Below are 25996 nucleotides of genomic sequence, written 5' to 3' on the forward strand. Positions count from 1 at the left end.
AGCGTCAGGTTTAAAGAAAAGCTACGGCTAGAGGCATCCCCCGCATATTCGCTGTTCATTCACCTTTCTCAGTTTCGTCGACATGGTGGGTTCACCACATCGATCGCAATTAATGGATGGCTCTATCCGTGCTTTATCCGGCAGGGCGACGGTCAGTTCGGTTACGGTGAAGATCTCTTCGGGCTTTTTCGCAAGAATTCGTTTGGACACGGCGTCATGCAGTGTGCGAAAACGTTTTCGTTCTTCTTTCGTTGCCGTGGCTTCACGAATTTTATCCATAAGTTGCATATGTTCGGGATCGAGCGCGGCGTCCGGGTCGGGCCTGCGGGCAATACGCACTCCTTTTCCGGTTTCACGGCTAAAAAAACTGAAGGCTGTTTTGCCATAGTCCCGGTAGATAAAATTGCCTTTTCCGAAGGTACAGCCGGTGATAACCTGAATGGCATCTACCCCGCAGGCATCGTTTTCCACAATGGCTACCACCTCTTCATCTTCAGCCCGCCTGGCTTCAAGCCATGACATCCCAGCCATTGAAGCCTGGTAGCCTAAAGAGAGGCCGGGACAGAGATGTCCGTGAAAATCGAGGCATTTCTGAAATAGATCACTCTGTAAAATCGTATCTGCAGACATAGTTAACACTCCTTTTATATAATGGTGTTTGATGGAAGTATACGAATAAACGGTCAATTTTTTAGCGACTGCAACAATTCGTTCGGAACATGAAGAGGTGTGTTATCCAACACTTCAAATGCGGCCCCTTTGTCTACAATTACACCATGATCCATAACATAAACACGATCAGCAATCTTTCTGGCGAGATGGATATTATGGGTGATAAACAGCATGGCAAAACCGTTCTGATGCTGGCGTCCTTTCAGCTCGCGGAGTATGACCGCCTGGGTCGATGGATCAAGCATTGCGGTAATCTCATCGGCCACCAGCAGCAGCGGCTCTGTTGTCAGAGACCGTGCAATGGCGACACGCTGTCGCTGGCCACCGCTCAGTGAATGACAGGGGCGGCTCAAAAAATCCTGAGAAGTGGGCAGATGCATTGCCGCAAGTGACTGGACAGCTTTTTCGTGGCGAGCGGCAGGGTCCCCCCAGGCAAGTATATCCAGCGGCTCGCGTACCGCATCCAGCACCGACAGCCGATGGCTCACCGCCTCGCCAGGATCCTGAAAAACGAGTTGAATTCCACCTGTAGTGGCGGTTGTCTCGCACTTTTGTACCGGGTTTCCACGAAATCGAATTTTACCGCCATCCGCTTGCAAAACACCTCCAAGAATATGGGCAAGTGTTGATTTGCCCGACCCCGACTTACCCACCAGGGCTACAACTTCGCCTCTTCTGACCATGAGGTCGACCCCGCGCAGTGCCTTTATTGTTTTCTCTCCAAGAGAGTAATTCTTTTGTATCGCTGTCGCTGTCAGTATAGTTTCAATACCGCCTTTATGGCAGGCGACACGGCGGGCGTTTTCAAGATCCTGAAGAGGTGGATTGCAGCTCTTGCACAGCTGTGCAGACTGACAGCAGCGGGGGGAAAAACTGCAGCCCCTTGTTTCACCGGGTTTTGGCGGAGTGCCATTAATGCCCCAGAGATCCTTGTACGGGAAAAAATCCGGGGCGGAATTGATCAGACCGCGGCTATAGGGATGCAGGGGATTGCAAAGGATGTCTTGGGTAGCGCCTTCTTCGATAATGCGGCCGCTGTACATGGTCAGCAGCCGGGAAGTGAGTTGGTGAATTGCCGACAGATTATGGGAGATGAGAATCATTGTAAACCCCAGCTGCTGCTGCAGCTCCTGCAGCAGATTAAGGACCGCATTACGGCTATCGGGGTCAAGGGAGGTTGTCGGCTCATCAACAATGAGAACATCCGGTGCGCAGCAGAGGGCCATGGCAATTAGGGCGCGCTGGCGCATCCCGCCGGAAAGCTGGTGCGGATATGCTTTCTGCCAGTCGGGGTCAAGGCCGGTCATTGTGAGCATGGCGCTCACCTTTTCTGCGGCCTCCTTTATAGAAAGACCAAGATGGGTGGTCAAAGGCTCTGCCAGCTGTTCACCAAGAGTTGTCACCGGATTGAGTATTTCAAGGCTGTTCTGGAAAACCATGGCGATGTTGCGCCATCTATAGCTACGGCGCTGTCCCTCATTCATGGCTGTAAGGTCCTGCCCGCGAAATCGTACCTTCCCCGAAACTGAACCCCCGCGTATTAGGCCCATGATACCAAGGGCAAGAGAGGTTTTTCCACAGCCCGACTCTCCAATAATACCAAGACATTCACCCGCGGCGGCAGAAAAATTAATATCCATGGCCGCAGGAATGACATGCTTGTCCCGGGTGTAAGCTACAGAGAGGTTTTCTACGCTCAGCATCATCATTGTCTTAATCTCGGGTCGGCTAATATTTCAAGGTCTTTTCCCAGAAGTGCAAGGGATGTGACCACCAGGGTCAAGGCAAGCCAGGGATAAAGCAGCCACCACTTCCAGAAATCTGTATAATATATTCCTGGGAAATTGAGTCCATTATGGATAATCAAGCCCCAGGAACGGGAGGTAGGATCACCAAGGCCGAGAAACGAGAGCCCCGCTTCAGCAACAATTGCCCGACCGGCCAGACGAATCATACCGACGGCGATTAGAGGAAAGAGCTCTGGCAGGAAATGGCGGTACATGAGATAGATGACACCACCGCCATAACTTTCCGCGGCTTTAATATATCGGCGCTCTTTGAGGCTGAGCATCCGGCTGCGGATAATGCGGGCGGACATCACCCAGGAAAAGGCTGAGAGAACCACGATGATGGTGACAACACTCGGACCGAAAAAAGCGGCCAGGACAATCATCACCGGCAGGTCAGGCAGGACCAGCAGCACATCGATTGTGCGCATGAGAAGAAGATCTGTAAGACCTCCTCTATAGCCTGCGGCGATTCCCGCGATAGCACCGCCTCCCCCCGCAATAAGTGCGGTGCCAAGGCCGACCACAAGACTTATTCTTGCTCCAAAGGCGACCTGGGCCCAGATGTCCACCCCCAGCTCATCAGTCCCCATCCAGTGGATGCTGTCAGGGGGGGCAAGTGCTGTCCCCGAAGGCAGCCTGGGGGAATGTTTGCAGATAAGCGGGGCGGCAATGGCGATAAAAACGACCATGAGCAGTATCAGTAGTCCAAGTCTGCCACCGCCTGAGAGACGACCTAAAAAGCCGATACTGTACCCGCTTGTTTGCAATGGGATCCGGGCGCTGTTCATGGCTGCCCCCCAACCCTTTGCATGATTCTTGGATCAAGACGCCCATAAATAGAATCGGCGAGGAAATTTGCAGACAAAACAGTGATGGTGACCAGAAGAAAAATCCCCTGGATCATAGGATAATCGTGAACCATGACCGACTCGCGCATGAGAAGACCAAGACCGGGATAGGCAAAGACGTTTTCCACCAGGATGGCACCCCCCACAAGGGTCCCGAGGCTTAGAAAAATGCGGGTAACAATAGGCAGCATGGCGTTACGTAAACAGTGGCGGAGGAGAATACGATAAGGTTTCAAACCCTTGGCCCTTGCGGTACGTATATAGTCTTTGGGTAGCACGGTTGCCATACTGTTTCGCGCTAGAAGATACATGGAGCCGCAACGAACGATGGTGAGCGTCATAATCGGCAGCACGGCGTGCAGACAGATATCACCCATCCTTTGCCACAGGGATTCATAGGTGGCAAAATGAGTCATACCACCCGACAGCGGGAAGAGTTGCAGCCCTGCGGCAAGGGTGAACAGCAGTACCAGCCCAAGCAGGAAGGCGGGAATCTCAGAGATCGCGATCATAAGCGGATAGAGCCAGCGATCAAGGCTCGAGCCGCGAAAGACCGCGCTGAGGCTGCCGAGTAAGCAGCCGATAGCGGTACTGCAGATGATGGCCGCGATGACGAGTACCAGAGTCCAGGGGAGCCGGTGCAGGAGAATAGTAGTGACCCCGTCATTATAGTAAATGGAGTAGCCGAGATCCCCCCGCAGAAGGGCCGTCAAATAACGTACATATTGTTTCACCAGAGGCTGATCCAGGCCGTACTGCTTACGGTAATATTCTTCCTGGCTCTCAGAAAATGAGGCGATCTCATCGCCTTCATCCGCCGACAGATAGAGAAAGGGGTCTCCGGGCATCACCCGTGGCAGAGCAAAATTCAGGCTGATTACGATAAAAACGGTGAGCATATACTCAAAAATTCGCCTGGGATACTGTACCATAATCTCTTCCTCAGGCTACAGCCGTTTGGCCGCAATCGCGTCTCGCCTGAGATACGACAGTTTGCCGTGTTGCAGGCTGTGGTGGTCGTACATATACATCCAGCCGTCGTACTTTGCAGGCTGGTACATACTGTAACCGGCGGTATAAAAAAGAGGGATCTCCGCTACGAGGTCAGCAGCCATCTTTTGTACTTTTGTAACCAGCGACTTTCGTTTTACAGGATCAATTTCAAGCGCCTGACGCTGCAAAAGAGCAACCAGTTCCGGAGCATCAAGCCCCGGTAAGCCAGAATGGGAGGGCGAACTGTTCTGGGAAAAAATATCGCCAAACAGGTGGGCCGCAATATAGTTGGGGTCGCTGCCCCAGCCGCCGTGACCAATGATGGCCAGTTGGTAATCACTCCGGCGCACTCTTGCATCCCGAGTCTTGCCGTCGACTGTGCGAATCTTCAGCGTGATGCCTATTTCGTCAAAATGCTGACGGATCAGCTCTGCCATGCGTACTTCCCGCCCGCTGCAGAGAAGCTCCAGCGTAAAAGGGGCGTCATCCGGCAAGAGTCGCACACCCTTTTGATTCATGCGCTCGTAGCCGGCCTTGTCCAACAGGGTGGAGGCCAACTCAAGATCAAACGGATATTGTCTGACTGCGTCTGCCGCCATCACATGATTGGGCGGAAGAATCCCAAGGCTCCCTGAAATGGCGGCGCCTCTTGCAATCTTATCGACCAGTTCCTGCCGGTCTATGGCAGAGGCGATTGCTCTACGCACCGACACGTCACGCAGGCAGGGGGCCTTGTCCATCCCCATCAGTAGACGATATCCCCAGAAAGCCGGGTTCTGGATAATGGCATTGGCCGAATCCTTTTTAAACCTCGGCATCACATCAGGGGTAACTCCGGTGAGGTCAAGCTCGCCCTTTTGATATGCCAGGAGCGGTTCACTCACCGGCACATACTCAATCGTCCGGACCCGCTGTTTTGGTCCCCAGAAACCGTTAAAGGCTTCAAAACGATAGGTGCCATGCTCTTTACTGTAGCTAGTGAGCCGGTAGGGGCCGGAGCCTATAAGTGCCTCGGGAGCAAGAAACTCTTTTGGCCGCTCCACCTTTTCCCAGATATGCCTGGGGATAATACGGGTTCGGCCGATTCCGTCGAGCATCGCCGCATTAGGCTGTTTGAGGCGGATGACCACGCTCCGGTTTGGACCTGCTTTAACCGAATCGACCGCACCAAAAACATATGACCAGATGGCCGGATGGCGCTGGAAATAACGAAATGAAAACAGTACATCCTCTACGGTGAGGGGGGTGCCATCCTGCCAGAAAACTCCCTCACGGATGGTGAAACGATAGGTAAGCCCGTCACTTTCCACCGTATAATCTTCAGCCAGCCAGGGGATAAGGCCCTTCTCATCACGCTCCAGCAGGCTGTCAAAGATGAGAGCCATTTTAAACCCTCCAGGCCCCCTGGGGTAGTGGGCAAAGGGCGATGGATAGCCCCAGTCCCCCCCCGCCAGGCGGATAACATCAACCGCATCGGATGATGATGAGGCTGTACCGCTTTTGTTGTCAGCCCCAGGCGTAACATTCCGCTGATCGCTGTCGCAGCCGGAAAACAGCAGGATGAATGTTGCCAGCAGTAGAGTCGCACACGAACATGCTTTAATTTTCATGATGAGAGGTGCAGTTGTTTGTTAATATCCCACACCATCATCCCCCTGCAGCCTTTACGCACCTGGGAGAAGATGTTGTTTTGGCAATGGCTGTCAACATAGTCTGCAACCGTCACCTTTATTTCCTCTGTCAGCTCTGTGTATTGCGCAAGATGAGTGCAAAAATCATCAATACCCTTCTGCCGGGGCCAGTTGGTTTCGCGCTCCCAGAATTCAAACTTCATCTCAGGTCGATACCCCATGGCGTAGAGCAGATTAAAGGGATTAATGATATCGTTGCCGTGGGCGTCCAGATTTTCGTTGAAAACGATCTTCCATAAATCCCCATACCAGTGTTGCCAGTGGCGGCCGGAGAAAGCGCTCAGGTAGCAAAACCCCTTGGAGGCCGCCATCAGCTTGGCTAGACTCTTCGGCCCGTCAATTCCAGGCGTCATGGAAGCAAATACCAGATCAAATGTTCCCATCCACCCCTCTGCTGCCAGATTAATCTCCTGCCATGTACGCCGGTCAATAACGACATTATCAACCCCTTCATCTTCCATGCGGCCTTGCAGGATGTCGGCCATCCCATCGGCCGGTTCCAGCGCAGTCACATGGCTGCCGGCCTTTGCCAAAAGAAGGGACCAGTTGCCTGGACCCGCCCCGATATCGAGCACTCTGGATTCACCGGTTAATGCTCCAAGCTCCTGAAGCCAGGCGAGGATCGTGAGCCGTTTATCCCGGTTTTCCTTGTCAGAGGTTCTTTGGGCAAAGTCGGCGGCCATCTTGTTCCACCGCTGGATGGAGTTGCCCTTCTTTTTACGGCGGTGCATCACAGAGCTGTCTATTGCCGCCTGCCAGCGCTCTTCCCAGACTCTCTGGTTTTCAGTTACACAGTTCATAATTTTTTCCTTAAAAACAGACACTCAGGGTTGCGCCAAAGGTGCGATCGGTTGCCGGAAAACCGACACTATCGTAATATTCTTCATCAAACAGGTTTTTTACATAGACACTTGCGACCGCGTTTCGTAAAAACCCTTTGGATTCGAACAATGTCTGAGAAATTGAGACATCGACGGTATGGTAGGCGTCATTTTCAACCTCACGAAAATCCCATACGTCTTCAGCGATTTCTTCCGATATTTCAATTGTCTCCTTGCTTTGGTAGCTGTAATCGAGCATCAGCGCGGTATAGGTAAAAAGATCGTAGCTCAGTCCTGCGCTTATGCGGTGGGCCGCTCTCTGATCCAGCTCAGTCTCCCCTGCCGGTTCGTCACCCTGATTTTCAAAATCCTGCCAGGAGTAAGAGAGGTAGAAAGAAAGCAAATCAAGCAGGTGGCCGCCGAACTCAACATCAATACCGTGACGGTACACCTCTTCCAGATTGATCCTGTAGTCGCTGTAGCGAAGTGCACCGGCGCTTTTGTCTGAATATTTAGCATAGGATTTGTTGTAGGCGATATAGTCTTCGATATCATAAAAGGAGTAGTTGAATTTGAGGCTGATATCCTTTATGAGCCGCCGGTTAAGCACCAGGTCGTAGCCCATGCCGTGTTCCGGCTCCAGCCAGGCACCGGCAGGTTTTCCCTGGGGGTTGTAGTCGCCGTGATAGTCAGGTGCACGCCAGATTTTACTGATTCCCGTGGAAAGCGATGTATCACGCAGCCAGCCCGCAAGGGAGTCGAGCTTCCAGGTGAAAAATGATTTGGGTATAAACTGGTCGTAATCCCGCTTGATTATAGCTTCCCTTCCAGCAATCATTGAGCCGTTTTCCACCCAGGTAATTACATCCTCGTAGCGTAATCCCAATCGGGCTGAAAAAGATGGAAGAATATCCCAGTCATGTTGTACGTAAGCACCTTTTTTCCGGATTCGTTCGCTCTTTTCGTCGTCAATTCCATTATCATAGAGGCGGGCGAGATCCGCGCCCAAAGTTGTTGTATGCTTGTCAGACCAGGAGTATTCATCCTGCAGCTTTGCTCCTTCCTGCCACCAGTAGGTATCCATCACTGCACGGGCCGTGGTGTCCGGCGTTTCATAATACGCGCGTTTGCGATTACTTTTTCCTATGTAACCGTCAAAATCGATGGTTCCAATGGGAGAAGGCTGTTCGACATTGACACGGTAGTTGTACGATTTCCCGTCCCAGGTTGGTTCCATATACGGGTCAAACGCACCGCCTTCAGCGTAGGGATAATCACCGTCATAGTCACCATTTGCGCCCGGATTATTCACCGGAGCATCCCGCTCGTTCTCGGTCAGAGATGCACTCAAGCTGACAAAACCATCGGCCGGCAGGATATAACCAAGGCGACCGTAGAAGGTATCTGTGGCTGTTTCGCTGTTGCGCAGATATCCGTCCGTTCCATAGTAGCGATAGGCAAAATCGTAGGTAAATTTTTGCACTGCACCCTGGATTGTGGTGGTGCTGTTTACGGTGTTATATGAACTGTATCCTGCAGTTGCGGTAATATCCGGTTTGAGACTTTCTTTTAGCGTCGGCTTTTCCATAATCATATTGATGACACCACCAATACTCTTGCTGTCATAGAGCGCGGAATGAGGTCCTGGCAGGATTTCAATCTCTTTTATCAGAAAGGAGGGTAGTTGTGAGTAGTCAACAATATTGGAAGACTTCCTTCCACCGGTCTTCAGTATGGTAAGACCGTCAATTGCGGTAACAAATCGTTTCGATTCAAAGCCGCGGAGAAAGATGGAATCAACTCCGGGATCAAAATCGTTACTGCCGCGAAAATCAACAACAGCCTGGGTTTTCAGGACATCCACGATACTTGTCTGGGGCCCGATGGTTGTAAAATCGGCGATGTCGATCACAGTCCCAGTCGGGGTTTTCTTCAGTCCCGGGGCCCCCGTGTCCTCTTTAACCTCCATTTCCTCAAGCTGCTGGATCTGACCCGCCTCTGGAGCCTCCTCCTGTACGTCACTTTCGGTTGCGGCATGGCAATATCCATCTGTTATCGCCATTGCTGCAACCGTCATTAAAACAATTTCCCTGCACCTCATCCTCTCTATCTCCTCACCATTATCCATTTTGAGTTAGTGCTCGCCATGGGACTGATATTTTCCGGCGGGCATCAAGGTATTGACACCAGAGATATTTCGGAGGTAAAATAACAACCGAAGCTCTCGTAACCGGGACTTCAACCTAACCCGAATTTCTCATGAACATTTTGTTGGAAATTCAAAATATTCACCAAAGGTCAGCCCTTTCGGCATCATCTTTTTCAGTGTTTTGGTTGTACATATAGACAACTATGATGTACTACCAAAAACTGTAAATCTGATGCCGCTTGAACTGAGGAAAAATACGGGTTAAAGGCAGCCGCGACATCCTGGCCGGGATGCGGCTGCCTTTTTTTTTTGCTTTTCTTGTTTTTCAAGATCAAAAATTAAAATGTAACCTCATGTTTTGCTCTATTGTTGTTATCCATATAGCTCGCTTGCAGCATGGCATATTCAGCCATCTGCAGGGCGCGGTCTTTCTGCCTGCCTTCCTTTTTCGCTGTTCGGGTATAGAGTTCAGCCGCTTGTTGATATTTGCCAAGCTCATACAGCAGGTCCGCCTTCTGCATCAGCAGTGACGGTGTCATAGTAGTGGCAGCAAATTTGTCCAGTACAGCCAGGGCCCGCTCTGTCTCACCTAGTTGACGAAGGGCCAGAACCAGCCTTTCAACCAGTCGGGGGCTGTTGTTCGCGTGCAGGATATCCTGGTATCGGGCTGCTGCCTTTCCGGGGATGCCCAGCTGTAGATAGAGGTCTGCGACCAGCTTGGACTCCTCTGCGGATAATGGTTCAAGATAACTGTCGATGACCAGCGCGGTCAGAGCCGGCTTATAGTTTTCCTTTTGTAGATAGAGAGATGCCAGCGCCTTCCACCATTTGGGCTGGGTAGGCGCCTGTTCAGTAAGCGTGTGCGCATAGGCGAGGGCCTCTTTGCCCATATCAAGCAGCACATATTGCTGCAGCAAAATCTCCTGCCAGCGTATTTTCTTTTCACCCTCGTACCCTGCGATCAACAATTTGATATGGACCAGGGCCAGGCGCGCCCTGTCAGCACTAAGCAGGGCGTGCACCAGATTTTCCCGCCAGTAAGGCTCCATTTTATTCGGATGATTTGCGATAATCTTTTCAAAGACGGCAATACTTTGTTTGTGCTGCTCTGCTAGAAGATGGGCGACAGCACCATAGTAGAGCAGTTCCGGATTTTTCTTAGGGTCGAGAGTATAGGCTTTTGTGAAACATTCTGCTGCTCTCGGATAATCGTGAAGCTCATAGCACGCCTTTGCCAGGTTCAACCAACCGGACAGATGTTGTGCATCCCGTTCTACCGTGTGCTCAAGGGCCCGTCTTGCCTCTTCGTATCTGTTTTGCATCAGGTAGCAAAACCCAAGATAGTACGACACCTGCGGATGGTGAGAAACCTCCTCATCTCGACAGTTTGCCGGGGCTTTTTCCTGAAAGGTGGTAAGCAGGCTGATTGCTTTATCAAAATCCTTGTTCTCCACCATCTTGCCCGCCTTGGCCAGAACAAGCCTGACAGTCGTTGGGAGAGTGGAACTGTTCTCTTTGGCAAGAATCTGACAGGGGGTACAGAGAAAACCGTAACAAAACCAGATAATACAACTCAGGACGAGCAGCCTTTTCGGTGTCCTGTTCATGGTGCACTCCTCTTTTTAATTTAATTACATTTCTTTTGTTTCAATCAGTCCAAAGTGAAGCGTACCGTTGTCTCGGCCCAGGTTTTCACAGCAATACCATCCACAGTTCCCGCCTTGAAACGCCAATTGGAAACAGAGCGGATAACAGATACATCAAACACATCTTTTGGTTCACTTTCCTGCACTGTGATATTTTCTACATTGCCCTCTTCATTGACAATAAAGCGAACCTTCACCCTTCCTTCTATCCCCTTTTGTTTGGCGCGCAGGGGATAGACGGCGGGAATACGAAGTAAAACCGTCAGGGGCGAATCGAGTTCCCCCATTGAAAAAATATCACTCAGCTCGGAGATATCTATTGGGCTCACAGGCAGATCCGGCACTGCAAGGGTGCCGGGTCCCGTGGGAATATTGGGATTGATGGAAAAGGGCAGTGTCAATTTTGTGGGTGTGGGCCTGGTAGAAGGTGGCCTGGGCGGTCTTTTTTCTTTAGGCGGCTCGGGTGGTTTTTCTGTTATCTTTTTGATCGGGGGTTCTGGCTTTTTAAGCCGAATCACATTGATCTGCGACACAGCCCGTTCCATGGACGGCTCACTATCTGAACCATGAAGCAGGTAGGGCATAAGGTTAAACAGACCAAGATTAATGCAAAATGCGACCACCAGAGTGAGCAGTCCGGCAAGCCATTTTTGGTACAGGGATGTGTTAACCCGATAAGTCGGAAACTTAGTTAGTATCACTGGATACGTACCTTGGAAATAGTTTAATATGAGCTGGTTTTCCCACATTCAATTTTTTGTTTTTTGTGACTGCTTTTCCTGGCTAAGGTACAAAAATGCGGCGATACGATAGGCGACCTGTTCACGATGGCCTCTAGTTGCTCTGCGGCCGATTCGCCGCAAGTGAAACGTTGGAGGCTCCCGCCATGCGGCAACCATCCATGACCTGAATGGCGGTTCCGGTGCTGCTGGCCTTGTCGGCTACGATAACCACAGTTCCTTCAGGATTTTCGGCGAGACTCCGCTCAACATTGGCGCGCACCGCCCGAACGTCCACCTCACGATGATCGATAAAGATGTGATTTTCTGGGTCGATGCCGATAAGAATCGTTGCCTTTTCCTTGGATACTGCGGTGGAGGCTGTGGGACGGTTGACATCAATACCGGTCTCCTTGACAAAGCTGGTGGTAACCAGGAAAAATATGAGCAGGATAAAGACCATATCGATCAGTGGGGCCATATTCAATTCAACTGTGGAACGACTATTGCGCCGGGCTGCGGTGATACTCTGCTGCATGATTTTCCTCTTTTTTTTCTATTTGAACGTTTTCACTACATCCAAATTGGGAGGCAGTTGGAATCTTCAATGTCTATTCGGGCTGAGCCAATTTGGTCCAGCCGTGCCGGTTTATAGTTGCTGACGAAAATAGAGTCCGGCGACTGCGATTTTTTTACCGAGCTTACCCGCCTTTCGATCCAGAAAACCTTTCATAAAGAGACCTGGGATAGCAATGAGTAAACCGGTCTGGGTGGTAATGAGCGCCTCCGAGATGCCCCCCGCCATAGCCTTTGCGTTGCCCGTTCCAAATATTGCCAGCACGTCAAAGGTGGTTATCATGCCGATGACGGTGCCAAGTAGTCCAAGAAGCGGGGCGATGGCCGCCAGCACGCCGATAAGTGTCAGACGATCAGTGAAGCTGCGTTGGAGACGTATGACAGTTTGATCGAGGATGTATTTGTCCACTTGGCGACTGCCGCTCTGAGCCGTAATAAACAGTGCTACCAATTCCGGGATTGCACCCCTGTATTCTTTTGGATCCGGCAATCTGCCTTCCTGGATATGTTGCCAACCATTTGTACAATCCATGCCTTTTCGATTCAGCCGCCAGACAAACAACAGTCGATCCACAATCAATATCCACATAACCAGACTTAAGAGAAGCAGCGGCCACATAACGATACCGCCGGTCTGCATATGTTCGTGAAACTGAAACCAGTTGTTTAACAGCAGTTCAATCAATTGCATGGTTATGTTTGTCCACAATGCTCAGTACCGCCGCGGCCTTTTCTTCCATTTGAGCGATCCGGTTATCCACCGTCCGGCTGATCAGGGTGTGGGCCAACATGATGGGGATTGCCACACCAAGACCAAGCATAGTGGTCACCAGGGCCACCGAAATGCCGCCCGACATCATTCGAGCGTCACCTGTGCCGTGCCGGGTTATAACCTGAAATGTATCAATCATTCCGGTAACCGTTCCCAATAGACCAAGCAGTGGGGCAATTGTTGCCAGCATTCCAAGGGTCGAGAGAAAACGTTCCATAGGCGGGACCTCCCGCAAAATCGCCTCCTGCAGAGCATTCTCCGTAACTTCTCGCTGTTGCTGATAGGCAGCAAGACCTGCGGCAGCCACCCTTGCAAGTGGTTTACCGACACGATTGCGGCACTCCTCTTTACACGCCTGCCAGTTTTGTTCGGCTGCCAGTGTTTCCAGACGCCTGGTTAAATCATCACCATCAATACGGGCCGACAGGAGAAATAGTATGCGCTCAACAACGATTATAAATCCAAGCGCAAGAATCATGAGAATGGGCCAGACCAGCGGTCCCCCCTTTTCTATCTGTTGCCAGAGGCTTACACTGTGGCTGAGTTGGCTGAGCGCACCACCACGGGAGACATCAATGGGGACCGCGTCACTCTGCCCCTGCATATACTCCCGCAGATGTTTTTGCAGGTAACCTGACGGGAGACGGGACAATGCAAAGAGCTTGTTGCCGGCAGATGAGTAGTTCAAAAAACCAACCTCTTCTTCCAGGCGATAGGCGGCGGTAAAATTACCGAGCGCCAGGATGTCGGCCTCAATCGTATTTCCATTGCGGTCAATAATTGGGCCCCGGGTCATACGCACGCTGCTGCCATCATGAAGATGCTGCCATAGCGCTGCATTCATAGTGTTAATATCATCTATCCCCGGAAACTTTTCCTGCTCACCTATGGCTTGTAAAAAATCGATATTGCGCTTGGTTAAGGCGGACTGCAGGTTGCCTGCGATATAGGTTTTAATATCTTTTGCATTAATTCGAATGACTCCAACCAGTTCACGTATCATACTGTCTGTTTCGGCAAGCTTTGCGGTAAGTTGTTTCTCATCTTCCTGGAGCTGTTTCTCTTTGGATTGAAGATTTTGCACCGATTTGTCAAGTTGTCCCACTTCTGTTTCAAGTGTCTTGAGCGCCTGAAGAAGGGTCGTACGATCTTTACTTATTCGCTTCCTGCTGAGTGCACTGTCCTCGCGGGCCATCTTTTCTTCGGTTGCGGCTTTTTCCTGCAGATCGTGGAGAGCATCCCGCGCCTTAATCTGCAGCGCCCTCATATCTTCTGCTCCTACGGCGGGTGTCGCCAGTAGAAGCAGTGGGACCAATATCTGTAGAAATCGTAAGTAAATACTTTTTTTTATTCGAAAATTGGACACAGCTTTGAACACACTATTGCTGCAGTAGGGGTTTTCATAACAGCGCAGCGGTATCGATGGTTGTGGCAGAGCCTGTCGGGGCCTGCCGTGCTGGTTTATCATAACTGCATCCTTCCAAGGGGCAAGGTTAACAATTCCACAGGTCGTTGTTTGGCACCTATTTCCATGGCGCTTCGGATCGTAGGCTTGTAAGAGCTTGGCAGTTCCTGCCAGGAGGATGTGGCCACATTGTAAAAACCGCATTGTTTCTGACCCAGGCTTTGAAAAAACAGACCAACCCGACCGAGACGAAAGATATCTACCAGCGCCTCACGCCCCCCGGTTGAAATGGTCTGCTGATACACTTCAATACTGTTGCCGTACTCCGCCTCGACAAGTAAGGCCTCCATCACCTTGCGAAATTTTTCACTCACGGAGACCTCAGGATCATCCCGAAATTCTGCAATACGCTGCAAGCGTGCTTTGCGTTCCTCAGTCAAAAAGGGGAGATCGTTTGCGACAAAGAGTTCAAGTCTTTGATTGAGTGTATCAATCAAGGGAGAGATATCGGTGCGAATCTGTTCGATGTCTGCGAGTTGTTCCTGTTTGCCTGCGATGCGTTTTTGGGTAGTATCCAACTGCTCGACAAGAGAATTCTCCCGTTCAGTTAATCGCTTTTTTTCATCCTCAAGCCGGTCATAACGGGCCAGAAGTTTCTGTTGCTCTTCCCTCCAGTTCATCTCATGTTCCTGGGTGGACTGACGGATGCGTATGGACTCTGCAACCGGTTTTATGATCTGTTTGCTTTGATCACTTTCGTGCCCCTGACATGGATTCGTCACTATCAGACAGAGGAGGAACAAAAAACAAATTCTTCTTTGCAGATACACTTGATGCGCTCCTTACTTAAACTGCGAAACAACGTTGTAAAGTCGGAAATAACCAAAGTGGATAACACGTATTTAAAATTTGTGTTATTGTTCCCGCTTAATGTGCAAATGTCAAGAAAAAATGTTATGCATGTTTTGTATTTATGTTTGCAATTACAAACAGTAAAGATTGCACACATCGCGCACGTATGAATTAATAAAAAATAATCAAAGAAAGGAGCAACAAAATGAAGGGAGAGCACGAACACGAACATGAACATGAGCACGAACATCAGCACGACCATTCCCATGAGCACAGTCATGGCGACACCACTCATGAGCATGACCATACTCACAAACATGCCCATGGCCACAAGCATGAGCACAAACACGAACATGACCATAGCGGATCTCAGCATGAACATGACCACGATCATACGGGTGAACACGGAGCTCATGACCATGTTCATCCCGACCATGAGAAAGAAGAACATTCTCACTCTCATTGAAAAGTGAGGAGGAACCTTCGTCACAAGGAAAATGCTGTTGATCCAAGCTTCAGATGTTTTCTGAAGCTTGGTCCGAACAGAGTTTATGCGATACCCGTTTTTGCCTTGATCGACCTTGACGCTGTTTTTGGAATCTCGTTAATTCTCATTTAATAACAAGTAATTACGGGATATGCGGGGAAGAGAGTTGCACGTCTTTGGAGCAGGAGGTCTGTCGAAAAAAACAGAATAAATAAGCTTTTACGGGTCAGTGGATTTTATTCTTTCTGGTGTAGAGGCTTGTTCGTATTAATTTTGCCAAATGTGATCGAGGTACCGGCTTATAGGCAAAACCATCTATACCTCTGGCTCTTGCAACATCTTCATCCACTGTTTCACTGAAACCTGTGTAGAGGATGATGGGAATATCTGGACGAATCTCGAGTAATTGATCAGCGAGTTCAAGGCCAGTGAGTTTTGGCATGTAATAATCTGTAAGAACGAGATCATATTCCTCAGCGGTATGCCTGAATAATTCAACGGCGTCGACACTACTGTTTTGAGATGTTACCGAGTAACCTAGTTGTTCGAGTGTTAATCGGGTAATTTTTGACAACATAACATCGTCATCCACAAGCAGGATATGTTCTTGGCCTCTTTCAATAGTGTCGTTTTTTTCATGCTCAACAACATCTGTATCCTTGCATAAAGGTAAATAGACGTGGACGTTGGTTCCCACTCCGACGCTGCTTTCCACAGAAACAGCTCCACCCATATCCTGAATAATTCCGTACACCACAGCTAACCCCATTCCTGTTCCTTTATTCTGCTCTTTTGTTGTAAAGAACGGGTCAAATATTTTAGCAAGGAGTTTCGGGGACATTCCATGTCCTGTATCTTGGACTGAAAGCACAAGGTATTTGCCCGATGGACTGGGTATCTCTTTTTCTACAGATTTAGGAAGCGATTCGATGCATTGAAGAGAGAGGGTTAGCACACCTCCCGTTTTCTCCATTGCATGATAGGCGTTTGTTGAGAGATTCATTAAAACTTGATGAATCTGAGAAGGGTCTGCCTCAACGATACCGGATTTATCATCTATGTTGAGACGTATCTCGATTGTCACCGGTATTGACGAACGCAATAGTTGTGAAACCTCCTTGAGTATTGGTACAATTTTGATTTTGTGGATTTCCTGTTGTGACTGTCGGCTAAAAGCAAGAATCTGTTTTACAAGGTCCCGTGCTCTGTACCCCGCTTTTTGAATTTGTTGCAGATGTTTTTTGGTGTCGTTATCTTCCTGATTATTGATAATTAATAGATCTGTATAACCGAGTATTGCACCAAGTATATTGTTGAAGTCATGCGCTATACCTCCTGCAAGAGTGCCAATTGCCTCCATTTTCTGGGATTGCTGGCGTAACTGTTCACTTTCTCTGAGCGCTTTTTCAGAACGAATCAATGCGTCGAAACGCGAACGTAATTGAGATAGCATACTTTCCAGGGCATATTGCACATTTTGTATTTCAATGGAAAATTCGCTACTGTCGACCGGGATCTCTGCCATCTCATTCTTTCCTATCTCACTGGCATACTGCTCGACTTGTTTTAATGGCAGGATGACTCGTTTGCGAAGTACGATGAACATGGCAAAGGAGAGCGTGATGGTAAGTAAAAACAAGGTCGCAATATTGGAAATTATCGCTCTGGTCAGAGTCTGTTGTATAAATTTATCAGTATACACCATATCCAACAAGCCAACTTCATGTTGCTGAAAAATGATAGAGTATGTGTCTGCAAATATAGAGGAACTCAAGCTTTTGCTCGTTGTGCGCATGATAGGTTCCCAGTTATCACCTCTTTCTGCAGCAACTAGAATTGTATGAGGGGGGTAAATGTCCCGAACAATAATTTTCTCGATGACTTTATTGTTCATAAATCCATCAATAACTTGGCGGATTTGGAAGGTATCGAGATTATACATTGGGATCGACAGACTGTTTTGAGCCTGTGCCCCCAAAGTTTTTCGAGCATTATCCAGTGACTCGTAATAGGAATTTCTAAGGGTCAGGTAGTTATGCAGAAAAAAAGGGATCAGACACACAACAGTCGTGCAAATAAGTGCAATGGTAATCTGCCTCGTTAGGGACCGCTGTTTCATTGAACGTGGTAGTTATTAAGAGTTTTTAATCATTAAAGAAGATTGAATACTATGCTACAATACTGACATTAGAGTGAGTCGTCAAACATGTCAAACCATATTTGGAAGAGGTGGAAAATGAGAGCTTGTATCTTGGCGCTGTTAATGTTGTCGTTTACTCTTGTATATAACGTACCACAGGCGAAAGAGAGTGAGCTGCCCGTCATAGAGTGGAAGGTTTTCTATATACAGGCCATATATAATAAGCCGGGGACGGGGGAAGGATTTGCTGATGAACTCTTTCGGTTCTATCGGCAACATTTGCCGGAATATACTCATCAAGCCGAAGGTATGCCAATAAAGCGGATTTTCCACGATATGGCAAACACTCATGCTGGAATTTACTGTTGTCCGGGAAAAACCCCAGTTTCTCCTGAGTTGAAGGGAAAAGTCATTCCTTCAAACAGTTCGCTGGAGCTTGCGCCCCCTGGCATTGTTGTCCGAAAAGGCGATGTTGCTACTCTGTTCTCAGGGGGAAAGAACATTTCTGTGGCTGATCTGGTAGAAAACAAAGGTTTGCGGACAAGCTGGGTTCGTGGAGCTACGTATCACCCGGAAATTCGAAAGGTCATAGAGCGTAACGAAGAGCGTCAAAATGTGACCATGCAAGCAACTGTTATCGGCGAATTTCAGGAGATGCTGTTGCGTGGGAATATAGATTTTTATGTTTCTCATGCACTTGATTTCACTTGGCATTCGAATAATAATCCCAAAGTTCAACAAGAACTGACTTTTTTACAGGTGGCCGAAGCAACTGGTACCGTAAGCACATTGGCATTTTGCAATAATACGCCGGAGGGGCATGAGGTAATCTCAAAAATTAATGCTATGCTTCTTACTGACGAGTACAAGATATTCAGGAATGACCTGATCAAACGCTATTATCCTGCAAGCCTCATTGATCATTATCTTGAGCTACATACAGAACCCTTACCAGAGTATAAATGGCCTGAATCACAATAAAATTGAAACTACCCTTTTTAGGGAAAACAATACTTCCCAGACTGCCTGCTCGTCATTATTGCAATTTCAGATATTGACATGTGGTTTTTTGAAATCACACAATACCTTGTCTGGGATAGGTTGAAAAACGTTGGCATCATAGTTCAACAGCCTGTTGAAAGAGTGTCCTACGCTTATTAAGATATTTTTGGTAACGTTATTATTTTTTGCATCTCTGCAACAACTTAACAGTACTAATCCTCATTCGGTCTATGGCTTTTGCAAGGGTACCGATTTCATCGTTTGAACTGTGGGTAACATTTTGGTCCAAGTTTTTACCAAGACTAATCTCAGTGGTGCGGGTTTCAAGCATAGTTATTGGCTTAATCAAATAACTGTTGAAGAAGAACCAAATTATTGCCATGAGCACTGTAATTCCTCCTAACCCAAACAGAAAAAGTGTGATTGCTGACTTCTTGGCATCTTCCAAAGCGTTTTGAATAGGGACGTAAGTAATAAAAGAGGCTACGGTGGCATTTTCTTGCCAATGATAGCCGTTCTCTTTTCCATAAAGTTCGATCTGGTCTCGAGGGGCATCATCGGGGTTGCCATGACAGCGTAAACATTTTTTTCCCACCTTTATAGGTTTAGCAAAATAAAAAAACCGTTCACCGTCCTTCTCAAGTATCCCTTCTTTGCTTTTTAGGTTTTTATTGGCCTCGAACTCTGCAATAATCTTCAGCTCATCTGAACTTGCTTTGTTTGGAGGATAAAGTGGATCAATGGTAGCTTGCCTGAATTGATAGTCAGGCAACTCTTTCATGAACTCATCCCAAATTCCTCGAGTAAAGGCGAAACCGGACATCAGATTTGGATAAAAGCGGTCTTCTTCAACAATATCCATAACCAGTGGACGCTGTTCATTCTTGAAGAAATTTCGGGAAGCATCTATAAAAGTGAAAACAATATTACCCTTTCTTTTAGCTTCCACAAATGCACTGTTGACAGTAAATCGATAACTTAAAAACGCTAACAAAATAGAGGCTATAAGGCTGATTATGCCAATGATTACGACAAATCGGATTCTAATGCTCATAATGCCTTCCCTATGCTAAATTTTGTAATAAACTTTTGGTAACGCATTCGTCAAAATAGTTACCAGTCGACAATAGCAACCTGTTGAAATGTCATTAAATATGCTAAGTTAGTTGTTAGGTTGTGACTGCAATGTAACGAAGGATCGATGCTAGAGAGGATAGCATCGTGGAATAACTTTTCGTGAAAGTATCAATCATAGAAGATTTTGAATATGTCTTTTAAACTCTTCAAGAAGGACCTCATCGTCAAGTTCTTCATATAACAATTCTGCCAGCGCTTCTAACCTCGACCTTTCTGCAGGCCCCTCCTTCTGCCAGGCAGTTAGATGATCTTCCATTACCATACTCGCCACTGGGCCTATGGCCTCTGCTAATGCTTCTTCTATTTGGTCCAAACGTTCCTGTAAGTGGGAGTCGATCTGCTCGATCTGTTCCACTGTGGGAGTGGCGGGTTCTGACTCAGTACCATTGGCCTCTTCTTCTATTTTCTTCTTAATTTCGACATTGATATCAGCTGCCAGCATTGAAGCTGTAGCAGCAACCAATGAACAATTTGCCTGTAAGTCACAAAACGTGATGAGTGCAGAGTCTGACCCAAGGGATGTACTGACAACATTACAGTTATTGAAGCGATAATGGCATCCGGTTATCTCAATACCATTCATTTTTCCCATTTCATGCATACGCATCAGAGATGAACCAATTTTTATTAATCTTTCTTGATCAATGGTCGTATCAGTGCTACGACAAAGGCCCTTCTGGCTTTGGTTGAAAACACATGAACCGGTAACACCGGGAATAACTGATATTTCATCAAGGAGTTTTTTTATGGTCATGGTGTACTCATTAACCTGAGACTACTTTTTCTTAGAGGTCAAAATCTCACGTAGGTAAGTAAAAACTTCTCCAAGAGAGGTCCCCTGGTTTAAAATGAGACTAATAGTGTAATTTTTACGTGGAATAATGAGCAAAAGATTGTCATCAGGTAATCCTATTCTGATATTATGAAGTTCTTTCCCCTCAACAGCCTCCTGCACCTGTGCTCCACTTAATAAGCAATACGCGATAAAATTGCCAAAGTTCTGATTTTTGGTTGATTGTGCTATGATTCTTCCTTGGCTACTCAGTATAAAATAGTGTTTAACACCCGGAATTTCGATGAGCTTTGCAATGAGGCGTTCAACCAGAGAACTTGCTGTTGATTTTTTTTTCTTTTGAAAGGTGTGCTTTTTTTCTAAGGCCTTGTGCTCATCTCTTTGAGCAGAAACTGTTAATAAAACATGAGTTAATGATTTAGAAATCCTTACAATCCTTTCTTCTTCTTGATACAGTCGAAATTTGGATTTTTCCCATGACAATATGTTATAGGCAGCTTCTAGCCCAAATAAATCATAATATTCAGCATCAATCATAGCTCCATCTTTGAAATACAAGCGACCAGTTTTCTTATCTTGATGAACTACAACACTACAACTCTTCCGTTCCTGCTCAAGTAATTGTAGAAAGGAAGACAAGGAAATACCGTGGAGCACCTGATCACTTCCTTGAGCCTTTTCCTCAGTCATTAACATTCAGTCCTTTAAGAATATTATCAAATCTATGAAGAGATACTATCAGCCAAATATAACTCCTTTATTTTTTATATCTCTTTCAGACTACTAATGTCAAATGGGATATCTAACAGCTGAGCAGTGCAGCAGGATTTCATGAAGATGTAATATGTTTATTTTTCATACAGCAATTTTAAATTGTATCAGAAATGTGGAATAGGCTTGTCCCCTCAGTTGTGGCACGCATATAGCTATTGTACCCCGGATGGGTTGGTTCTCATGTACTTCTGCAATTCCTGCTGGGTGCCAGTCAGTTTTCACTATTGCGAATCCTCATTTCAGGTGTAGTCTAGGGCAAGCTTAAAGGCTAGAAAAGCTATTACAGAGACATTTGAAACGTGGAAAAATTGGATAAATAAGAGGAGAAAGATGGAGAGCTCAGAGAAAATGCCGTATCTGACAGAGAGTGGAGAACTTATAATCTCAAGTGACGCACCCTCAAAATACAAGTGGTGGGATGGTGGGCAGTCTGTGAAGGAAACCCTGGAAGAGTTACAAGCTTCAGAGGAAGTGGTGGAAAAATATGTCAGTCAGATGAAAGGGCTTAGAGCCTGAAATCCGCCATGCCTGTCAAGCCACCCCAGTGTTTTGAACCTTTTACCGAATAACAGTTATTTACATTACCTAACTTAGGGGTCGTTGGGGTTTTATAGCTACATTACTTCTATTTTCCATTGACGATGGGCCAAATTTCTGGGAAAACTGGTTTGGTCTATTTTCTAGACAGGATTCACAGAATGGAATTATTACTCCAACTAAAAAAATATACAATGAGAGGTTAAAATGTCTCAAATACGTAACCTGATGACAATGAAAAGCCTGCTGCTTCCAATTGTAGGTGCCATGCTTTTTTTATCAGGCTGTGCTGCGCCGACAAAATTCGGTGCAGCTAAAATTAACAGCAATCCCCAAGGTGCTGAAGTAATAAATCTAAGAGATAACAGTCTCTTGGGAACAACGCCAGTCAATGTAACCTTTGCAGGTGAAGCAGATTCTTCTGAGCTTGTGACGGTACAACTACGAAAAGTCGGATATCTTGACAAAATTACTTCTTTTTGGGTTAACAAAAGACATAAGACGGCCGTCGAAGGTGACGATAATGCGATTGATATAAGTGTTTCTTTGGAGAAAAGAGCAAACAATTAAATTTGGAGAGATGGTTTATGAAAACAGGCATTATTTCAAGATTTGGCTTGATGGCAGCAGTACTGGGGATGCTGAGTTTAGTGGGGTGTGCGTCTAACCAACAAATCAATCTCAACGTTCACACTGAACCCGAAGGTGCACATATAATATATCGTGTGGATAATAACCGTTGGGTGTATCTTGGCGTGACACCTCTCGATATTGTTGAAACCATTCATGAAGATGAACTTAAAGACAACCATACCTTTAGTATGAAAGCAATGCGTTGTGGTTATTTGGACCAGGGTAAGGAATGGAAGGGCGATGACCTGCTGGAAGAAAATGATGCAAAAGGTATGATCTTCTGGACTCCTCGACTCATTAAAAATACTGAATAACAGTGGAACAATAAATGACACAAGAAGCTTTTATAAAAATAGCCATCTGTTGTGTGTTAACGACGTTTCTTCTCTCTGGTTGTGGTAAAAAATCAGGCAATCCAGGTGAGGTTTCACAGAGCAGAAAGCCGGAAGGATATCAAATAGGAGATAGCAAGAGTCAATCGTTTGATGAAGAAGATGGAGACTTTTCTGAGGGTGCGCTGGAATCTCTTGATAGTAGCGAGGCCACACTTAGCTCAGATAGTATGAGCCAAGAGTACAAGCAGAAGTATGGGAGATCAACTGCCCCACTACTGCCGATCTATTTCGCTTTTGACAGCGCGTCAATTAACACTACCCAGTTAGATAATCTTAACAGTAGCGGGCGATATCTTTTGGATGAAAACTCTCCGAGCCTGATAATTGAGGGTAATTGTGATGAACGCGGAACTGCGGACTATAACCTCGCACTTGGCGAACTTCGAGCGATTAGTGTTAAAAAATATCTTGTAAATCTTGGTGTTGATCCAGGCCAGATGACGACAACAAGTTATGGCTCACAAAGGCCACTATTTCTTGGAAGTGATGAAGACTCAATGGGAGGTAATCGTAGAGTTGATTTGGTACTGCCGTAAGGTTTTAGGATATTTACCTTTATAAGCGTTTCCACATTGTTGCTGTGTGGAAACGCCAGTTGCTCTAGGGGGACTATTCTGCAGTAGTTGGGTCAATCGTAGTCAGAACTTCTGACACACTATTTGCTGGGAAACCACCCTGTTTTGCATGCTCAACCACCATTTCTTCATTTGGTGCAATATACACACAGTAGATTTTATCCTTGGTCACATAACTTTCAACCCATTGGATTGTTGGACCAAGTTCACGCAATACCCCACAAGATTTTGCTGATATTCCTTGCAAGTCGCTTGCTGTTAATTTCCCCGCCTCAGGAATCTCACGTTCAATTATATACTTTGGCATGATGTAAATTATCTCCTTGTATTTGTTGTGATTAATTTAACAGTGATCGTTGCGTTTCTTCAAATTACAATACCTTGTTATATGTTGCAATGCCAGCGGGTAAGATATCTGAAGTACGTGGCATTCTGAGTTTGGTTAACGTAACTGCTCATTTAATTGCTTACACAGTCTCTGAGGATGATGTCTCAGGTGTTCTGAAAATTAATAACAATTGAACATCATGGTCAATTCTAGGCGAACAACCAGAACTCAAGTATATGATTAGAATGGGTATGATCATGGTATCTGTGCAATCGAATTTGGCGATGATCCTGATTTGCTTCCCGATCAAGTTCAAGCCAGATTTCCAAAATCTGAGATTTAAAAGGCTGTTCGGGCGGTAGCTACTGCCTGTACATCAGATAAAATTGCAGTCATTATTACATGTCATAGAGTTATAGTAACGGATGGTAAAGTGAGTGGTTACCGATGGGGAACTGAGCGGAAAAAGATGTTGCTCGAAGCAGAAAAAGAAAAGAAGTAGTGCGATAGCTGAAAAACGAGGCAAATTAATTGAAATCATGTTCATTAGTCAAGGATATGAGAAACCGCATTGGCTGCGCTGTTAGTGTGAGTATTGGAATCAACAGAGGGATAAATGGTACAGATAGGCAAAATTAACAGGCTTGAAATAAAAAAAATAGAGGCGGGCGATGTACAACTCGATGGTGGTGATTTAGGAGATATCCACCTAAAAGGCAGATTTACCGCCCGAAAGTTGCAAGTGGGTGAGGAAATTGATGTCTTTGTTTATGTGGACGGAGCGCAGCGCCTGCTTGCTACTATCCAAAAGCCTTATGCCCTCGTTGGAGAATTTGCCAAATTAACGGTGGTGGCAACGACCCAGGCGGGGGCATTTTTAGGTTGGGGCCTTGAAGATGATCTGTTCGTACCTAAAAGTGAGCAGCAGGACAATATGCGGGAGGGTAAGGCATATGTTGTATTTGTTTTTCTGAGTAAAAAAAATAATCGTATTACAGCCTCGTCCAAACTGGATAAGTATCTCACGAAGAAACCTCCTGAATATTTAGTAGGCGAAGAGGTTGATCTTCTTATCTATGCTAAGTCAGATCTTGGATATAGTGCCGTTATCAACAGTTCCCACGTGGGTATGATTTACGACAACGAAGTTTTTCAAAAACTAAGTATTGGTCAGCAACAGAAGGGCTATATAAAGAAGATCCGTGAGGATTTTAAAATCGACTTACGGCTTCGGCGCACAGGCCATAACGGAGTTGATGATGTTTCCGAGACTATTTTAACTACTATCAAAGATTGTGGAGGTATGGTCGCCGTAACGGACAAGAGTCGGCCTGAAGATATCTACGAACTGTTTGGAGTAAGTAAGAAGGTCTTTAAGAAAGCGATTGGGGGGCTCTATAAGCAAAAGCTTATCACCCTGGCGATTGATGGGATCAGGCTTAACGAAAAGCAAAATAGATGACAGATGCATGTGGCAATAACATTCCCCTGATAAACCAAACCTTTTCACGCATCAGTGTTCGGTTGCCGACAGTCGCGGAGGTCAGGAAACATATTTATACGGACAGAAAATGGGCTGAGGCGGGGGAATACGATCGGCAAAAACAGTTGACCACAATAAGGGTGCGGGAGAACTACGTAGGACAATCCTTTGTCTTGCTAACGCATGAATTCTTAGGGGCGCTGCAAGGTCTTTGTCGTGATTTTACAAGTATTGTTGAACTTGGAGCAGGAATCGGTTGGCTTGGGTATTGGCTCAGCAAATACGGCATAAAACTTCAGGCCTCTGTCGATAATAAATCCTGGCCTGATTTTGCTCTGGACCATTATCTGACTACTGTTGAGAAGATGGATTCGCTGGAGTATGTACTGCTTCATCCTGAGGTTGAACTGTTTATTCTTGCATGGCCCCAGGAGGATGATTTGGCAGCCCGTATCTGGGACGCCTTGCAGCTAGGACAGCGTCTTTTATATATTGGTGAAGAGAGAGATGGCTGTACCGCGGATAATCAATTTTTTGATCTGATCCATGGACACGAAGTTAACACTAATGCAACCCTTGCAATGAAACAATCATTCCTCTCTTTTGATGATTTTCACGATCAGCCCTATTTGTATCAAAAGCTCTAGGGAGATTCTACTCCCCAATCTGTTAACAGAATTGTGATTAAAGTACCGGTATTGGAAGGGTTGTTTTGTATTTAACCTGTTTTAAGGCAATGCTTGAACTAATGTTGGGGACCGTCTCTCTATACCGGATT

26 protein-coding genes and 1 pseudogene are annotated in these 25996 nt (G+C 46.7%); 9 read left to right on the forward strand and 18 right to left on the reverse strand.

Annotated elements, in window-relative coordinates:
• Window positions 1–27: 27 nt before the first annotated feature.
• From ACX6CI_RS21095 to ACX6CI_RS21155, 13 genes are all read right to left on the reverse strand, one after another.
• A complete protein-coding gene (locus ACX6CI_RS21095) occupies window positions 28–630 on the reverse strand; it encodes an FmdE family protein (RefSeq protein ID WP_458775620.1) in 603 nt (200 codons plus the stop codon).
• A gap of 53 nt (window positions 631–683) precedes the next feature.
• The gene (locus ACX6CI_RS21100) at window positions 684–2381 is read right to left on the reverse strand and encodes an ABC transporter ATP-binding protein (protein WP_458775621.1); all 1698 of its coding nucleotides are present in this window, start codon (window positions 2379–2381) and stop codon (window positions 684–686) included.
• Window positions 2378–3250: an ABC transporter permease gene (locus ACX6CI_RS21105; RefSeq protein WP_458775622.1), complete on the reverse strand. Its 873-nt coding sequence runs from the start codon at window positions 3248–3250 to the stop codon at window positions 2378–2380. Before ACX6CI_RS21105 ends, ACX6CI_RS21100 begins: the two co-directional genes overlap by 4 nt.
• Complete coding sequence (locus tag ACX6CI_RS21110; protein ID WP_458775623.1) at window positions 3247–4242, reverse strand: ABC transporter permease; 996 nt, start codon at window positions 4240–4242, stop codon at window positions 3247–3249. Before ACX6CI_RS21110 ends, ACX6CI_RS21105 begins: the two co-directional genes overlap by 4 nt.
• Before the next feature lie 15 nt (window positions 4243–4257).
• Complete coding sequence (locus tag ACX6CI_RS21115) at window positions 4258–5913, reverse strand: ABC transporter substrate-binding protein (protein ID WP_458775624.1); 1656 nt, start codon at window positions 5911–5913, stop codon at window positions 4258–4260.
• Complete coding sequence (locus ACX6CI_RS21120; protein WP_458775625.1) at window positions 5910–6794, reverse strand: class I SAM-dependent methyltransferase; 885 nt, start codon at window positions 6792–6794, stop codon at window positions 5910–5912. Before ACX6CI_RS21120 ends, ACX6CI_RS21115 begins: the two co-directional genes overlap by 4 nt.
• A gap of 10 nt (window positions 6795–6804) precedes the next feature.
• Entirely contained in the window at window positions 6805–8916 is a 2112-nt protein-coding gene (locus ACX6CI_RS21125; protein WP_458775626.1) for a TonB-dependent receptor, read from the reverse strand.
• Window positions 8917–9302: 386 nt separating this feature from the next.
• A complete protein-coding gene (locus ACX6CI_RS21130; protein ID WP_458775627.1) occupies window positions 9303–10571 on the reverse strand; it encodes a tetratricopeptide repeat protein in 1269 nt (422 codons plus the stop codon).
• Window positions 10572–10615: 44 nt separating this feature from the next.
• Window positions 10616–11311 carry an energy transducer TonB gene (locus ACX6CI_RS21135; RefSeq protein ID WP_458775628.1) on the reverse strand — a complete coding sequence of 232 codons (696 nt, stop codon included), beginning with the start codon at window positions 11309–11311 and terminating at the stop codon, window positions 10616–10618.
• A 133-nt stretch (window positions 11312–11444) separates the two neighbouring features.
• Window positions 11445–11867, reverse strand: a complete 423-nt coding sequence (locus ACX6CI_RS21140) for an ExbD/TolR family protein (protein ID WP_458775629.1) — start codon at window positions 11865–11867, stop codon at window positions 11445–11447.
• A gap of 111 nt (window positions 11868–11978) precedes the next feature.
• Window positions 11979–12614, reverse strand: a complete 636-nt coding sequence (locus ACX6CI_RS21145) for a MotA/TolQ/ExbB proton channel family protein (RefSeq protein WP_458775630.1) — start codon at window positions 12612–12614, stop codon at window positions 11979–11981.
• The gene (locus tag ACX6CI_RS21150) at window positions 12583–14145 is read right to left on the reverse strand and encodes a MotA/TolQ/ExbB proton channel family protein (protein ID WP_458775631.1); all 1563 of its coding nucleotides are present in this window, start codon (window positions 14143–14145) and stop codon (window positions 12583–12585) included. The genes ACX6CI_RS21145 and ACX6CI_RS21150 overlap by 32 nt, the downstream gene beginning before the upstream one ends.
• Window positions 14142–14912: a DUF3450 domain-containing protein gene (locus tag ACX6CI_RS21155; RefSeq protein WP_458775632.1), complete on the reverse strand. Its 771-nt coding sequence runs from the start codon at window positions 14910–14912 to the stop codon at window positions 14142–14144. Before ACX6CI_RS21155 ends, ACX6CI_RS21150 begins: the two co-directional genes overlap by 4 nt.
• A gap of 300 nt (window positions 14913–15212) precedes the next feature.
• Between ACX6CI_RS21155 and ACX6CI_RS21160 the strand changes: the two genes are divergently transcribed.
• Entirely contained in the window at window positions 15213–15407 is a 195-nt protein-coding gene (locus ACX6CI_RS21160) for a hypothetical protein (protein WP_458775633.1), read from the forward strand.
• Window positions 15408–15647: 240 nt separating this feature from the next.
• On the opposite strand, the gene ACX6CI_RS21165 is transcribed toward ACX6CI_RS21160, so the two are convergent.
• Window positions 15648–17315 (reverse strand): hybrid sensor histidine kinase/response regulator, encoded by a 1668-nt coding sequence (locus tag ACX6CI_RS21165; protein WP_458775634.1) that lies wholly within the window; start codon window positions 17313–17315, stop codon window positions 15648–15650.
• A gap of 342 nt (window positions 17316–17657) precedes the next feature.
• Between ACX6CI_RS21165 and ACX6CI_RS21170 the strand changes: the two genes are divergently transcribed.
• Entirely contained in the window at window positions 17658–18542 is an 885-nt protein-coding gene (locus ACX6CI_RS21170) for a hypothetical protein (RefSeq protein ID WP_458775635.1), read from the forward strand.
• 199 nt (window positions 18543–18741) lie between these two features.
• Here the strand turns inward: ACX6CI_RS21170 and ACX6CI_RS21175 are convergent, their stop codons facing one another.
• The 3 genes from ACX6CI_RS21175 to ACX6CI_RS21185 all read right to left on the reverse strand — a co-directional run bounded on the left by ACX6CI_RS21175 (window position 18742) and on the right by ACX6CI_RS21185 (window position 21183).
• The gene (locus tag ACX6CI_RS21175) at window positions 18742–19512 is read right to left on the reverse strand and encodes a c-type heme family protein (RefSeq protein WP_458775636.1); all 771 of its coding nucleotides are present in this window, start codon (window positions 19510–19512) and stop codon (window positions 18742–18744) included.
• 300 nt (window positions 19513–19812) lie between these two features.
• Window positions 19813–20454, reverse strand: a complete 642-nt coding sequence (locus ACX6CI_RS21180; protein WP_458775637.1) for a hypothetical protein — start codon at window positions 20452–20454, stop codon at window positions 19813–19815.
• 21 nt (window positions 20455–20475) lie between these two features.
• A complete protein-coding gene (locus tag ACX6CI_RS21185) occupies window positions 20476–21183 on the reverse strand; it encodes a DUF4388 domain-containing protein (RefSeq protein WP_458775638.1) in 708 nt (235 codons plus the stop codon).
• A gap of 414 nt (window positions 21184–21597) precedes the next feature.
• On the opposite strand from ACX6CI_RS21185, the gene ACX6CI_RS21190 reads away from it, so the two are divergent.
• From ACX6CI_RS21190 to ACX6CI_RS21205, 4 genes are all read left to right on the forward strand, one after another.
• Entirely contained in the window at window positions 21598–21783 is a 186-nt protein-coding gene (locus ACX6CI_RS21190; RefSeq protein WP_458775639.1) for a hypothetical protein, read from the forward strand.
• A gap of 228 nt (window positions 21784–22011) precedes the next feature.
• Window positions 22012–22374, forward strand: a complete 363-nt coding sequence (locus tag ACX6CI_RS21195; protein ID WP_458775640.1) for a hypothetical protein — start codon at window positions 22012–22014, stop codon at window positions 22372–22374.
• A 17-nt stretch (window positions 22375–22391) separates the two neighbouring features.
• The gene (locus ACX6CI_RS21200) at window positions 22392–22751 is read left to right on the forward strand and encodes a hypothetical protein (protein WP_458775641.1); all 360 of its coding nucleotides are present in this window, start codon (window positions 22392–22394) and stop codon (window positions 22749–22751) included.
• 14 nt (window positions 22752–22765) lie between these two features.
• Window positions 22766–23368: an OmpA family protein gene (locus ACX6CI_RS21205; protein WP_458775642.1), complete on the forward strand. Its 603-nt coding sequence runs from the start codon at window positions 22766–22768 to the stop codon at window positions 23366–23368.
• 73 nt (window positions 23369–23441) lie between these two features.
• Here the strand turns inward: ACX6CI_RS21205 and ACX6CI_RS21210 are convergent, their stop codons facing one another.
• Complete coding sequence (locus ACX6CI_RS21210) at window positions 23442–23714, reverse strand: DUF4242 domain-containing protein (protein ID WP_458775643.1); 273 nt, start codon at window positions 23712–23714, stop codon at window positions 23442–23444.
• A 364-nt stretch (window positions 23715–24078) separates the two neighbouring features.
• On the opposite strand from ACX6CI_RS21210, the pseudogene ACX6CI_RS21215 reads away from it, so the two are divergent.
• The 3 genes and pseudogenes from ACX6CI_RS21215 to ACX6CI_RS21225 all read left to right on the forward strand — a co-directional run.
• Window positions 24079–24237, forward strand: a pseudogene (locus ACX6CI_RS21215) (methylated-DNA--[protein]-cysteine S-methyltransferase); the annotation flags it as partial.
• Between the two features lie 114 nt (window positions 24238–24351).
• Window positions 24352–25197, forward strand: coding sequence for a CvfB family protein (locus ACX6CI_RS21220; RefSeq protein ID WP_458775644.1), 846 nt, complete (start codon window positions 24352–24354; stop codon window positions 25195–25197).
• The gene (locus ACX6CI_RS21225; protein ID WP_458775645.1) at window positions 25194–25865 is read left to right on the forward strand and encodes a hypothetical protein; all 672 of its coding nucleotides are present in this window, start codon (window positions 25194–25196) and stop codon (window positions 25863–25865) included. Before ACX6CI_RS21220 ends, ACX6CI_RS21225 begins: the two co-directional genes overlap by 4 nt.
• The last annotated feature ends 131 nt before the right edge of the window (window positions 25866–25996 follow it).

This window comes from Desulforhopalus glucosivorans (assembly GCF_054397165.1).